Origin of the sequence: Massilia sp. BKSP1R2A-1 (assembly GCF_050586525.1) — a bacterium.
In the GTDB taxonomy this organism is placed as follows: Bacteria; Pseudomonadota; Gammaproteobacteria; order Burkholderiales; family Burkholderiaceae_D; genus Telluria.
In genome coordinates, this window is record NZ_JBOBRE010000001.1 from 365,766 (window position 1) to 378,323 (window position 12,558).

A 12,558-nucleotide genomic window follows, 5' to 3' on the forward strand; every position below is an offset into this window, starting at 1 on the left:
CAGTAAATTTTTATTTCTGTGGTTTTTCCACCAACAAGCCCCAGATAGTTCCGCATGAACCAGATCCTGCCCCGACTCCACCGTTTCGCCGCGGCCCGCTTCTCTGCCGAAGGGGAATACGGCCTACACCTGACTGCCGGCCTGGCCATGCTGGTCATCGCCACCGCCGCATTTGCCCACATCGCAGGCGCCGTCGTGGCCGGCGCGCCGATCACGCGCTTCGACGTCGAGGTCGCAAACTGGCTGCATCCGCATGCACACGCCAATGGGCCGCTGCGCAGCTTCCTGCTGGGCATTACACACATGCACAGCACGCCGGGCATCCTCGTGCTGGCCGCGCTGTTCGGTTTCTATCTGTACCGGCGCGGCCACCGCTACTCGCTGATCGCCCTGGCGAGCAGCGTGCCCGGCGGCCAGGTCCTGAACGTGGTGCTCAAGCACACCTTCGAGCGCGCCCGCCCGCATTTCGCCGAGCCCATCCTGGAGTTGACGACCTACAGCTTCCCCAGCGGCCATGCGATGGGCGCGACCGTGCTGTACGGTTTCATCGCTTGCTACGTTGCCCGCCATGCGCGCTCCTGGTGGGGCAGGGTGCTGCCCTTCGTGCTGGCGGCGGCCATGGTGGCGACGGTCGCCTTCTCGAGGATGTATCTTGGAGTCCATTACTTAACTGATGTGCTGGCGGGTCTCGTGGAAGGCTGCGCCTGGCTGGCGATCTGCATCACCGGCGCCGCCACCCTGAACCGCCGCAAGCGCGCCCGCGCGGCACGCAGCGGCAAGACGCCGGAGCCGCAGGACATCTGATACCGAAGGAGAAAGGATGCGCACACTCGTCCACCTGTCTGACCTGCATTTCGGCCGCGTCGACCAGGCCTTGCTGGCGCCGCTGCGCGCCCTGGTCGAGCGCGTCGATCCGGACGTGGTGGTGGTGTCGGGCGACCTGACCCAGCGCGCCAGGCCGGAACAGTTCGAGGAGGCGCGCGCCTTCCTCGACACCCTGCCGGGCCCGCAGATCATCGTGCCGGGCAACCACGACATCTCGCTCTACAACGTGTTCCGGCGCTTTGTGAAGCCGCTGGCGCGCTACAAGCGCTACATCACCGACGACCTCGATCCCTTCTATGCCGACGAGGAGATCGCGGTGGTCGGCGTGAACACGGCGCGCTCGCTCACCATCAAGGACGGCCGCGTGAGCCGCGGCCAGCTCGCCGCCATGCGCGAACAGCTGGCCGGCCTGCCGCCGGAGATCACGCGCATCGTCGTCACCCACCATCCCTTCGACCTGCCCGACGGTTTCGAGGAACGCGACCTGGTGCGGCGCCGTTCGCTGGCGATGCAGGCCTTCTCGGAGTCGGGCGTGGACATCCTGATGGCGGGCCACATGCACGCCAGCCACGCGGGCAGCACGGCGGCGCGCTACCAGATCAGCGAGTATGCGGCGCTGGTGGTGCAGGCGGGAACGGCGACCTCGACGCGCGGGCGCGGGGAGGTAAATTCCTTCAATGTGGTGCGGGTGGAGCCCCTGCAGGTCGAGATCGACCGCTATGGCTGGGATGTGGTGCGCGGGGAATTTGCGCTGGTGGCGACGGAGAAGTTCATGCGGACCGGGAATGTGTGGACGCCGCACATCGACGGCCTGATGGCGGCGGGCTTGTAGGGTGGGCGGTCCTCCGCCCACCCTACGTTAGATCCAGTATTCGGCCAGTCGCCCGATGAACTCACGCAAGCGGTCCTTCCAGGGCCGGTCCCGCCACTGATCGAGGGTGACCTGCTTCGAGCTGCGCAAATCCTCGTTGAACGCCGCCTCCATATCGCGCCCGAAGCCCGGATCCAGCACCACGACATTGAGCTCGTAGTTGTGGATGAAGCTGCGCCGGTCGATGTTCGCCGAGCCGATGGTCGACCAGATGCCGTCGATGACCGCCGTCTTCGCATGCAGCACCGCCACCTGCAGCTGGTAGATCTTCACGCCGCCCGCCAGCAGCTGTTCATAGAAAGCCTGGCCCGCGTACTTGATCAGGTCGTGGTCCGACACCCCCGGCAGCACCAGCTTGACGTCCACGCCGCGCTTTGCCGCATTCACCAGCGAGTCGACGATCTGCTGGTCCGGCACGAAGTAGGCCGAGGTAATGTGGATCGACTGCTTGGCCTCGTTCATGGCCACCATCATCGATTTGTAGATCTCGGAATCGCGGTCCGGCGAGGTCGCCAGCACGCGCAGCACCTTGTCACCGACCGGCGCGAGGCGCGGGAAGTAGTCGGCCTGGGGCAGTTCGCCGGCGTCCTGGTGCACCCAGTTGTCCACGAAAGCGTACTGCAGGGCGGCCACCGCCGGGCCCTCGATGCGGATGTGGGTGTCGCGCCAGCCGACGTCGTCCTTGTTGACGCTGCCCGGTTTCTTGCGTGAGCGGAACAGCGAGCTGTTGGCATACGTCTCGCTGATGTTGATCCCGCCCGTGAAACCGACCTTGCCGTCCACGACCATGATCTTGCGGTGGTCGCGGTTGTTCAGCTGCCAGTTGCCGGGCCGCTGCAGCGGATTGACCGGATTGAAGATCAGCACGTTGATGCCGGCCGCACGCAGGCGCTCGAAGAATTCCTTCGGTGTGGCGAGGGTCCCGACGCCGTCGGCGATGATGTTCACGACCACGCCCTGGCGGCGCTTCTCCATCAGCAGTTCGGCGAACTGCAGGCCGATCGGATCCTGGTCGAAGATATAGGTCTCGAGATTGATCGAGGTCCTGGCATCGCGCGCGGCGGCCATCATCTCGCGCATGGTGGCCGGGCCGTCGAACAGCAGGGTGACCTTGTTGCCCGGGATGAGCGGCGCGCCGGTGGCCTGTTCTTCCAGCACCGCGAGCTGCTTCAGGTCGGGCGAGGCATTCGCCCAGCGTTTTCTCAAGAGCGCCGCCGCCTGCCTGTTGTCGAGCATGCCGCGCGGGGTCTTCACCGTGGGCGTCGCCTTGGCCGGGCTATCCGGCAGGGTTTCCGCGTCCGGCAGGGTCTTGCACGAGGCAACGACGCAGATGAAGGCGAAGAACGCCAGGAAGGTCCGCAAGCGCTTGTTGTTCATTTCGTGTCCCTCTCGAGGAGTACGGTGCTGACGGGCTGGTCCTTCGGCCCGAGGAAGAAGTCGATCGGCGACGCGATCATGCGGCGCCCCATGGCGCGCACCAGCAGGATGCCGCGCTTGAAACGGATCTTGCGGGAGCGCATGGCGACCCACAGCGCCAGCCCGAAGCTGACCACCAGGTTGACGGCGCCGATCAGCGCCACACCCGTAGCGGCGTTGACCACCGTCTCCACCGGCAGGCGGTAGTCCAGGCCGACCAGGGCAGTGGCCAGGTTGGCGGTGGAGAAGGTCACGTGGCGGATGTCGAGCGGCAGGCCGAGCAGGTAGCCGACGGTGCCGGTCATGCCCAGCATGATGCCGAAGAAGAAGTTACCCATCAGGCCGCCGAGATTGTCCTCGACGTAGTCGGCAAACCGTCCCAGGCGCTCCTCGCCCAGCAGGCGCCGCAGGCCGCGCAGTTGGCGCACCCGCTGCCCCATGCGCGTGTACAGGGCCTTGTTGTCGTAGTAGCCCGAGATCAGGCCGGCCACGAACAGCCAGATGCCGGCGATCGCGGCATAGAACAGGGCGGGGCTGTGGATGGGGTCGATGTCGTGCAGCAGGTGGTGGGCCTTGGCCGGGTCGACGATGTGGCTGCCGTTGATGGCCTTGTAGCCGACCGCGATCGCCCAGGCCACCGGGAAGGCCAGCAGCACATTGCCCAGCACCGCAACGATCTGGGTGCGGAAGACTTTATTCACCAGTTCGGCCAGGCTGTCCACGTCCAGGCCGCGTCCGTTGTCGGCGCGGTGCAGGGAGGCGGCGATGCGCTGGGCCGTCATGGCCGGCTGCTTGGTCGCGATGGTGAAGTGCAGCACGTGGACGAGGATGAAGCCCAGCGAATAGTTCATGCTGAAGAGAAAAGCCTCGACCAGGGGCGCGGTGCGCAGGTAGCCGAGCATGATCTTGAACATCGCCATGAAGCCGACGATGAAGCCGGCGCCGGCGGACGCCGTGAACATGTGGCGCAGGTCGCGCCGGCTCTCGGCGATGTAGTGCTCGCCGGTGCGGCTGGCGTTCTCGGTGACGTTGCGCGCCAGCAGGTCGACGTTGTCGCGCATGAAGCCGCGCACCTCGTACTTGGTGTTGTGGGCTTCGATCAGCTCCTCGGCCAGGGCGATGGCGGCCAGGCGCTTGCCGCTCGCCACCAGGCCTTCCTGGCGGCTGGCCATCGCCTCGAGGTCGACGGTCGGCGCCGAGGGCAGGCTGCCGCTGACGTCGACCAGGTAGAGCAGCTTGTGCAGGCGGTTGATGCTCTGCTGCAGGGCCACCAGCAGGTAAGTGAGGGCGACGCTGGTGCCGCTTGACATGGCGCCGCGGCGGATCTTGAGCACCACTTCTTCGCACTGGTCCAGCATCACCAGCAGGTGACGGGCCGGCTCGGGCTGCTCGATCTTGCCGTCCAGGTAGCGGGCGTACTCGTCGAGGTAGTCGTTGACCTCGATGTTCTGCATCAGGAAGGGCGAATCGAAGTCCTCGATCTCGCTGTAGCTGTGCACCAGGCGCGGCTCCAGGCCCAGCGCGCAGATGCGGCAGGACAGGGTGCGGATCGCGTCCAGCAGGCCCATCAGCGTCACGTAGCGGGCGCGGTCGGGCGTTGCATCGATTGGTGGCGGGGCGTTGGCGATGACGTCGAACAGTTCCATCCAGTCGTGGTTCGGCACCGCGCGGATCCATTCGTAGTCGTCTTCGCGGTACAGCACCTGGTTCAGGGCGTCGGACAGGTAGAGGTCGTTCAGGGCCGGCGGCAGGAAGCGGTAGGCGATGCGGCGTTTCAGTTCGGTGACGAAGCCGTCGTTCGACAGGATGCCGATATCGCTGTACAGGCTGGTATGGCGGCGATTCTCGAGCAGGGTCGTGATGTAGCGGCGCAGCGCCCATGCCTGGGCGGGGTTCCCCTTGAGCAGCTGGGTCAGCGTACGCACCTTCTGCACCGGATCGTCCTGCCGTTGCCAGACCCAGCGCGGGCGCGGGCGCAGGCAATCGACCAGGTCGACCAGGAGGTCGATCCGGTCGCTATCGGGATCGATGCGTTCGAGGATGGCGAGCATGGGCAGCGTTTGCTTGGAAAGCCCTAGTGTACGCGAGGCGGGGAGGAAACATGGTTCGCCACCGAACAATGGCCAGGGGCTACCGTCAACACATCCGGGTCACGCATCCGCGCTACACTACGATGTTCTGTGACAAAACGATGGGGATGCAATGTACCTGACTTATTACAACGGCCAATGGACTGAAGGTAATGTGCCGCTCTATGGCGCCATGGACCACAGCCTCTGGCTGGGCTCGTCCGTGTTCGACGGCGCCCGCGCCCTGCGCGGCAAGCTGCCCGACCTGCGCCCGCACCTGGAGCGCGTGATTTCATCCAGCGAAAAGCTGGGCCTGCGCTGCCCCTTGAGCGTGGACGAGATGGAAGCGCTGGTGCGCGAAGGCGTGGCAAAGTTCCCGGCGGACGCCGAACTGTACATCCGCCCGCTGGTGTTCGGCACCGAGGGCTTCCTGATTCCCGTGGCGGCGGCCAGCCAGTTCGCGCTGACCCTGTTCGATGCGCCGCTGCCGCCGTTCGCCGGCTTTTCGAGCTGCCTGTCGACCATGCTGCGCCCGCAGCCGACCATGGCGCCGACCGACGCCAAGGCCTCGGCCCTGTACGCCAACTCGACCCGCGCCATGCGCGAAGCCGCGGCGCGCGGTTTCGACCAGGCGATCCTGCTGGATGCGGACGGCAATGTGGCGGAGTTCGCGGCCTCGAACCTGTTCATTGTGGCCGAGGATGGGGCGGTGGTGACGCCTAAGCTGAACGGCACCTTCCTGGCGGGAATCACCCGCGCGCGCGTGATCGCGCTGCTGGCCTCCGAGGGCGTGCACGTGGAAGAACGCACGGTGACGCCGGAAGAACTGCGCACCGCGCGCGAGATCTTCAGCACCGGGAATTATGGCAAGGTGACGCCGTGCACGCGTTATGAAGACCGTACGCTGGAAGCAGGTCCGGTGGCGCGTCGTGCGCGTGAACTCTACCTGGCCTTCACCGAAGCCAGCTGATCCGTAGGGTGGGCGGGAGACCCGCCCACCCTACAACAGCTCCTGCCGCAAGCGCTGCAGCAACATCACCGTCTTCGCATCGACAATCCGCCCGTCTTCGACCATCCTGAAGGCCTCGTCGGCATCGATCTCGAGCACCTCGATATCCTCGCCTTCCTGCTTCTTCCCGCCGCGCTCATACTCGCCCAAAAAGCAGTGCACGACCTCTTCTCGAGTGGGGCACGGTCATCGGAAAGCCGCTGTTCGCCGACGATGCGGATCGGAACGTTTTCCATGGAGCCGACCATAGCGAAGATGGCCGCGCATCCGCGCGCGAATTCCGCGACGAAAAAAAACCGTCCGGCACAGGCCGGACGGTTTCGCGAAACGCGGGGAGGGGAATCAGCCTTGCGCGCGTTCCGCCACGTAGATCTCGACGCGGCGGTTGCGGGCGCGGCTGTTCGCGTCCGAATTCGAGGCGATCGGCTCGCGCGAGCCGCGGCCTTCGATGGTGACGCGGTTCGGGTTGACGCCACGGCCGGCCAGGTAGTCGCGGGTGCGCGAGGCGCGGTCCACCGACAGCGGCTGGTTGATGTCGTCGGTGCCGGTGTTGTCGGTGTGGCCGATGATGGTCACGGTGGTGGCCGGGTTTTCGTTGAGCGTCTGGGCGAAGCGGTTCAGCACGGGCTGGAAGTTGCCCTTGATGTCGGAACGGCCGGTGTCGAAGGAGATGTCGCTCGGGATCTCCAGCTTCAGGCGGTTGTCGGCGGTCTGGCTGACCTGCACGCCGGTGCCCTGGGTGGCCTGTTCCATGGCCTGGCGCTGCGCTTCCATGCGCTTGGACCAGATGTTGCCGGCCACGGCGCCGAGGGCGCCGCCGATCACGGCGCCACGGGTCGCGCGGCCGCTGCCGCCGCCGCTGGTGGTGGCGCCGATGACGCCGCCCAGGGCGGCGCCGATGCCCGCGCCTTGCGCGGTGCCGCGCTGGGTCGCGCTCATGTCGGCGCAACCGGTCGCGGTGAAGGCGACGAGGGCCATCGCGGCCGCGGTCTTGGTCAGTTTGGTATGCATGGTGTTCTCCTTAGATCGAAAAATCCGTTTCGGAATCGCACCCGGTCAACGTGGGCGCGACTGCGAAACGGATCGGGATGGTACGGGGTACTGCAAGGGCTTGCAAGGCTATATGCCGCGTCCGCTGATCAGGCGCACCAGGATCATGATCACGGCAACGACCAGCAGGATATGGATGAAGCCGCCGATGGTGTACGAGGTCACCAGGCCGAGCAGCCACAGGACGATCAGGATGACAGCGATTGTATATAACATGTTTCACCTCACTGGAAGTACGCATTGTTTGCGTCGTGATTCCAGTATGCCCATCCGTGGCGCCGGTCTCTGTACGATGCCGTACGTATCCGCAGTTTTCAGGCCTTGGCGCCGTCCTTCTTGATGCCGGGAATCCAGCCCATGAAGCCGAGCAGGCCGGTCACGCCGATCAGGCAGGTGAGCAGGCCGCCCGCCACCAGGAAGACGACGTCTTGCGGCTGCAGACCCGTCGATGCCGCTTCGCCCGGCGGATGGGCCGACAACAGGCCGAAAGCCGCCACGACCACACCCCAGACGATGATGCCGATCCATGCCATGCTGTTCATGATGCGTTCCCCCTTGAATGGTTTTTATCCGAATCGCACACGCCTTGCAGCGTGAATCCATTGTCGGGTTAGCTCATCCATTGTTCCGTGCGCTGCCGCACATTGCTATAAAGAAAAAATATTCATAGGAAATAAAAGCCGGGATCCTTGCGGCATCCCGGCTTTCGGAGGAGTGATCGGGGATCAGGCGACCGAGCGCAGCTTGCCTTTGACGATGCGCACGCGGTCACCACTGCGCCATGCCGGCGGGCTGCTCTGGCGGAAGGTGCGCAGGGTGCCGTCGTCGAGGCGCACACGGATCTCGTAGCTGACGGTGGCCTTCATATTGCCCTCGACCTGGTTACCCACCACGGCGCCGCCGATGGCGCCGGCGGCAGTGGCGATGGTGCGGCCGCTGCCGTCGCCGATCTGGTTGCCCAGCAGGCCGCCGATCACGGCGCCGCCGGCGGCGCCCAGGCCACTGCCCTGGGCGCGCTGCTTGATCTCACGCACCGATTCGACGTTGCCGCAGTTCGAGCACCAGTTGCGGCCGGTGTCGGCGGCGGCAACCTGGACATCTTTCTTGACTGCCTTGGGCGCCGGTGCTTCACGCACGGGCGCTGCGGCGGCCGTTGCCGCCGCAGCCGGGTAGGCCGGGGCATAGGCCTGCGCCGGCACCGCCGGGGCCTGGGCATTCACCGGCTCGGCGTAGCCCGGCGCCAGCTGCTGGCCAGGGGCCGGGGCGACCACGCCGGGCGCCGGCTGCACGCCGCCCTGCGGCAGGGTGGCGGCCAGGGCGAGGCGGTCGGCTTCGCTCAGCTGGCGCTCGGCGGTGCCGCCGGTCGAGGTCGGGATCCAGCCGAGGATGGCGGCCGTGCCCACCATGCAGAACAGGACGACCGCGAGCGCCGCCAGGATCATCAGGGGATGCAGGCGCGCCCGGGTGGGGGAAGTAGGGGAGGTATTCATGGTGCGTCCTTTCGTTCGTTTCTGTCGGGTCCGCGGCTGCCTTCTGGGGCACCGTCCGGACTGCCTGACACATGCGGAGATTGTCCTCAGGAACAACAAGCCGTTCCGTGCGTCACCGTACATACCAGCTCGCAGCGAGACGGTTACGCTGGCCGAAATTGTTTGCAAATGTATCCGGCGAGGCCGCGAGGCAGCCGCCGACGGCGCCCGCGCTCGTATGCCACAGTCCCACCACGAGAAACCGATGAACGTTGCCGCACCGCCGCCGATCGCCGAACACAACAGCAACCTGCTGCTGGCCGCACTGCCGCCGCAAGAACTTGCCCAGGTGCTGGCGCTGCTCGACCCGGTCAAGGTCGAGGCCGGCGACGTCCTGTGCGAAGCGGGCGACCCTCTGCGCTATATTTATTTTCCCCACGACTGCCTGGTTTCGCTGATGGGCGTGGCCGAAGGGCGCATGACCCTCGAGGTCGGCCTGGTCGGCCGTGAAGGCATGGTGGGCGCAACCGTGGCGCTCGGCCATGACACCGCGCAGGTGCGCGCCATCGCCCAGCGCGCCGGCAGCGCCGGCCGCATGGACAGCGAACGCTTCCGCGAAGAGGTGGGGCGCAACCCGGCGCTGCAGCGCGTGCTGTACCGCTACACGGATACCCTGCTGGCCCAGGCGATCCAGATCGCCGTGTGCAGCCGCTTCCACGTGCTGGAAGCGCGCCTGGCGCGCTCGCTGCTCGTCACGCGCGACCGCCTGCAGTCGGATAAATTTCACCTCACCCACGAGTTCCTGGCCCACGCGCTCGGCGTGCGCCGGGTCGGCGTGACCAAGGCCGCCAGCGCCCTGCAGCAGCAGGGGCTGATCAACTACAGCCGCGGGAACATCGAGATCCTCGATCCGGATGGGCTAGCGGCCGCCTCCTGCACCTGCTACGAGATCGTGCGGGAGGCGGGGGCCATGCCCTTGCACGGCGCACGCAACTGAGGGCTTGCCTCGCCGGTGCGTCTTGCCTGGCAGCCAGGGTTCTGCGCAAAGAAAAGGGCCCGGCAATGCCGGGCCCTCGGGTTCTGGCGGGCGCAGATCGCGCCCGGACCGAACCGTGACTCAGTTGGTCTTGTTGACCTGGTTGCCGATGACGCCGCCGACAGCTGCGCCACCCACGGTGCCGACAGCGCTGCCGCCGGTCAGCACGCCGCCGACGACGGCGCCTGCACCCGCGCCGATCGCGGTGTTCTTGTCCTGCTGCGACATGCCGGAGCAGCCGGCCAGGCCCAGGGCGGCAGTTGCGATGGTTGCGGTCACGACCAGTTGTTTGATGGTTTTCATGTTGATCTCCTTTACGGTGGGTTATTTCAGGCGCAGGTCGTTGATGACGGACCTGACGCCCTTAACGGTCCGGGCAACCGATGCCGCGGCCGCCACGCTATCCGCCGAGCCGACGAATCCGCTCAGCTGTACTACGCCCTGCCTGGTCTCGACATCGAGCTCGGACACCTTCAGCGACTGGTCGCCATCGATGGCGGCCCTGACTCCGGCGGTGATGGTGGCGTCGTCGACGACTTCGGCCACCGGCCCGGCCCGCCCAGACAAGGCGCATCCTCCCAGTTGTCCGCCCAGCAAAATCGCCAGCAGGGCGGCGGTAAATCGGAAGTGCTTCATGTCGTGCTGCGGTTTGTCGAATCCATGTGATCAGGATATTGCGCGGCGGTGAACTGGTCTGTTCGACAACTCACAGTGCCGCACAGATTCTGTGTCATCAGCCGCGTTTTGCCTTGCCCGGCGGCGGCGCCTTCGGCTTTTCGCGCGACTCGGCCAGCAGGCGGCCGCAATCGCTGTCCTTGCCCGGGCCCGTGTTCACGAGCGGGATCAGCGCGGCGATCGGGGCTGCGGCGGCCAGCGCAATGGCGCCGCCGGCCTTCATGGCCAGCACGCCCTTGTCCACCGACACGTCCGGCTCGCTGAAGGAGCCGCGCACATACAAAGGCGAGCGCAGCGTGAACAGGCGCAGGGCCTTGGTCTTCGGGTCGATGCGCAGGTCCATCTGTTCGCCGGCCAGGTTGATCGCGCCGGCCACCTCGATCAGGGCCTCTTCGGTATCGACCACGAAGTAACGGGTGCGCGCGATGCCGTCGGTGACCTCGAAATCCGTCGCCATGCAATTGAGCTTCACCTGCTTGTCGCCGAACAGCTTGGTGACGATGATGTTGCCGACGTTCAGGCCCATCAGCTCCAGCAGATACTTGCTCACCTGGCCCTGGTTGATCAGGGTCTTCAGTTCCCCGTTCGATCCGGCCAGCAGGCTGGCCACCGAGTTGCCCTGGGCGGTCAGGTTGGCGTCGCCATTGATGCTGCCCACCGTCGCCTGCAGCTCCTCGATCTTCGGGAACAGCTTCTTGATCTCGATGCCCCGCGCGGCGACCTTGGCCTGGGCCTTGATGGCCTTCGGTCCTTCGCGGCCGCGGCCGTCGAGGCGGATATTGGAGCGCACCGTGCCGCCCGCCATCGCGAACTCGAGCGGCTGCAGGTTCAGCACGGCGTTCTCCATGGTGAGATGGGTCGACAGCTTGCTGATCGGGAAGGCGGTATCGCGGATGATGCGGTCCGCCGAGAAGCGCACGTCCGCGTCCAGCTTGTTCCAGCGCTCGGTCTTGAATTCCTCGACCGGCAGCACCTTGCCGGTGGGCTGCACGGCGTCGGCATTGCGCTCCTTCTTGGCCGCATTCGAGTCGGCGCCGATCAGCGGCGCGAGGTCGGCGAATACCAGCGTTTTCGAGTGCACATTGCCCGACAGCTTGGGACGCGGCTCGCCCGTGACGTATTCGAGCCGGCCGCCGATGTCCGATGAGCCGACCTTGCCCTTGAAGCCGTCATAGACCCAGCGCCTCTTGTCTTCACCCAGCGTGCCGGTCAGGCGGCCGGAGGTCGAGAAGGGGCTGGTGGTCGGCAGCACCACGCCGGTTAGGTAATAGAGCTGGTCCATGCTGGGCGCGGCCAGCGTGAGTTTGAGGTCGATGGCGGCCAGTTTCGAAGGACGGGTGACCGTTCCCTCGACGGCGATCCGGGTCTTGCCGGAACGCATGTCGGCCTGCACCGGATAGGGCGTCGACTGTTGCTTGAGCGAGAGCACGGCGCCCGCCTTGCCGCCGCCTTCCACCTTGGCGCCGTTATACGTCCCGCCCAGGGTGAAGGCGACGCCGTAGCGCGGATCCCCGTCGAGGGTGCGCACCTGCGCCGTCACGTCCGCTTTTGTCACGGCATCCTTGATGTGGATGACGCCGTCGGTCAGCACCACGCGCTCGAGGTCGAGGGTCCAGCGCGACTTTTCCTCCTTGCGCTTGAAAGTCCAGTTGTTGTGGGTGGCGTCCGTGCGCAGCAGGTCCACGCGCGGGCCGTCGAAGCGCAGCAGCGGGATGTGGATGGTGCGCGAGAGCAGGGCGAAGGGATTGAGCGAGAAGGAGAACTGGCGCGCGGCGCCCGCATCCTGGACCGGCAGGCCTGCCGGGTTGCTCACATGGGTGTCGTTGGCGATCAGGTGGGGCCAGGGAATGTGGTCGCGCCATGTCCGTTCGGCAGGCGCCATGGTCTCGGCGGGGCGCTGCCACTCGACCTCCAGGTTGCCGCGGATGGCGAAGGGGCGGTCGATCGCCTCGCTCACCTTGGCGTTGATCCAGGGACGGGCACGGTTCCAGTCGAAGGTGAGGATGAAGACGATTGCGATGACGGGAATGGCGATCAGGATGCCGAGGATGCTCAGCAGTACTTTCTTGCTTTTGCTACTGCGGCGCGCGGGATGCCCGCCTTGCGCCGCCGGCGCGTGGGTATCGGCCATGGCGGTC

Annotated in this window: 14 protein-coding genes; 4 read left to right on the top strand and 10 right to left on the bottom strand. The window is 66.2% G+C overall.

What is annotated here, in order from left to right; genetic code table 11:
- Positions 1–54: 54 nt before the first annotated feature.
- Both ACQ7JA_RS01570 and ACQ7JA_RS01575 read left to right on the top strand, forming a co-directional pair.
- Positions 55–804 (top strand): phosphatase PAP2 family protein, encoded by a 750-nt coding sequence (locus ACQ7JA_RS01570; RefSeq protein ID WP_430894152.1) that lies wholly within the window; start codon positions 55–57, stop codon positions 802–804.
- A 16-nt stretch (positions 805–820) separates the two neighbouring features.
- Positions 821–1,657 (top strand): metallophosphoesterase family protein, encoded by an 837-nt coding sequence (locus ACQ7JA_RS01575; RefSeq protein WP_430894153.1) that lies wholly within the window; start codon positions 821–823, stop codon positions 1,655–1,657.
- Between the two features lie 27 nt (positions 1,658–1,684).
- Here the strand turns inward: ACQ7JA_RS01575 and cls are convergent, their stop codons facing one another.
- Together cls and ACQ7JA_RS01585 are read right to left on the bottom strand one after the other, a co-directional pair.
- Positions 1,685–3,073, bottom strand: coding sequence for a cardiolipin synthase (gene cls, locus ACQ7JA_RS01580; RefSeq protein ID WP_430894154.1), 1,389 nt, complete (start codon positions 3,071–3,073; stop codon positions 1,685–1,687).
- Positions 3,070–5,163 carry a site-specific recombinase gene (locus tag ACQ7JA_RS01585; RefSeq protein ID WP_430894155.1) on the bottom strand — a complete coding sequence of 698 codons (2,094 nt, stop codon included), beginning with the start codon at positions 5,161–5,163 and terminating at the stop codon, positions 3,070–3,072. Before ACQ7JA_RS01585 ends, cls begins: the two co-directional genes overlap by 4 nt.
- Positions 5,164–5,314: 151 nt before the next feature.
- On the opposite strand from ACQ7JA_RS01585, the gene ACQ7JA_RS01590 reads away from it, so the two are divergent.
- A complete protein-coding gene (locus tag ACQ7JA_RS01590) occupies positions 5,315–6,151 on the top strand; it encodes a branched-chain amino acid aminotransferase (RefSeq protein WP_430894156.1) in 837 nt (278 codons plus the stop codon).
- Between the two features lie 30 nt (positions 6,152–6,181).
- Here the strand turns inward: ACQ7JA_RS01590 and ACQ7JA_RS01595 are convergent, their stop codons facing one another.
- The 5 genes from ACQ7JA_RS01595 to ACQ7JA_RS01615 all read right to left on the bottom strand — a co-directional run bounded on the left by ACQ7JA_RS01595 (position 6,182) and on the right by ACQ7JA_RS01615 (position 8,730).
- A complete protein-coding gene (locus tag ACQ7JA_RS01595) occupies positions 6,182–6,352 on the bottom strand; it encodes a hypothetical protein (protein ID WP_430894157.1) in 171 nt (56 codons plus the stop codon).
- A gap of 180 nt (positions 6,353–6,532) precedes the next feature.
- Positions 6,533–7,201 (bottom strand): OmpA family protein, encoded by a 669-nt coding sequence (locus tag ACQ7JA_RS01600; protein WP_430894158.1) that lies wholly within the window; start codon positions 7,199–7,201, stop codon positions 6,533–6,535.
- Positions 7,202–7,309: 108 nt separating this feature from the next.
- On the bottom strand, positions 7,310–7,456 hold the full coding sequence (locus tag ACQ7JA_RS01605; protein WP_020652694.1) for a lmo0937 family membrane protein: 147 nt from the start codon (positions 7,454–7,456) through the stop codon (positions 7,310–7,312).
- Positions 7,457–7,554: 98 nt separating this feature from the next.
- A complete protein-coding gene (locus ACQ7JA_RS01610) occupies positions 7,555–7,782 on the bottom strand; it encodes a hypothetical protein (protein ID WP_430894159.1) in 228 nt (75 codons plus the stop codon).
- Positions 7,783–7,965: 183 nt separating this feature from the next.
- The gene (locus ACQ7JA_RS01615) at positions 7,966–8,730 is read right to left on the bottom strand and encodes a glycine zipper 2TM domain-containing protein (protein WP_430894160.1); all 765 of its coding nucleotides are present in this window, start codon (positions 8,728–8,730) and stop codon (positions 7,966–7,968) included.
- Positions 8,731–8,974: 244 nt separating this feature from the next.
- Between ACQ7JA_RS01615 and ACQ7JA_RS01620 the strand changes: the two genes are divergently transcribed.
- Entirely contained in the window at positions 8,975–9,706 is a 732-nt protein-coding gene (locus ACQ7JA_RS01620; RefSeq protein ID WP_430894161.1) for a Crp/Fnr family transcriptional regulator, read from the top strand.
- Between the two features lie 120 nt (positions 9,707–9,826).
- Here the strand turns inward: ACQ7JA_RS01620 and ACQ7JA_RS01625 are convergent, their stop codons facing one another.
- The 3 genes from ACQ7JA_RS01625 to ACQ7JA_RS01635 all read right to left on the bottom strand — a co-directional run bounded on the left by ACQ7JA_RS01625 (position 9,827) and on the right by ACQ7JA_RS01635 (position 12,551).
- Positions 9,827–10,048: a glycine zipper 2TM domain-containing protein gene (locus ACQ7JA_RS01625; RefSeq protein WP_430894162.1), complete on the bottom strand. Its 222-nt coding sequence runs from the start codon at positions 10,046–10,048 to the stop codon at positions 9,827–9,829.
- Positions 10,049–10,069: 21 nt separating this feature from the next.
- Positions 10,070–10,381: a BON domain-containing protein gene (locus tag ACQ7JA_RS01630; protein ID WP_430894163.1), complete on the bottom strand. Its 312-nt coding sequence runs from the start codon at positions 10,379–10,381 to the stop codon at positions 10,070–10,072.
- A gap of 97 nt (positions 10,382–10,478) precedes the next feature.
- The gene (locus ACQ7JA_RS01635; RefSeq protein ID WP_430894164.1) at positions 10,479–12,551 is read right to left on the bottom strand and encodes an AsmA family protein; all 2,073 of its coding nucleotides are present in this window, start codon (positions 12,549–12,551) and stop codon (positions 10,479–10,481) included.
- Positions 12,552–12,558 lie beyond the last annotated feature (7 nt).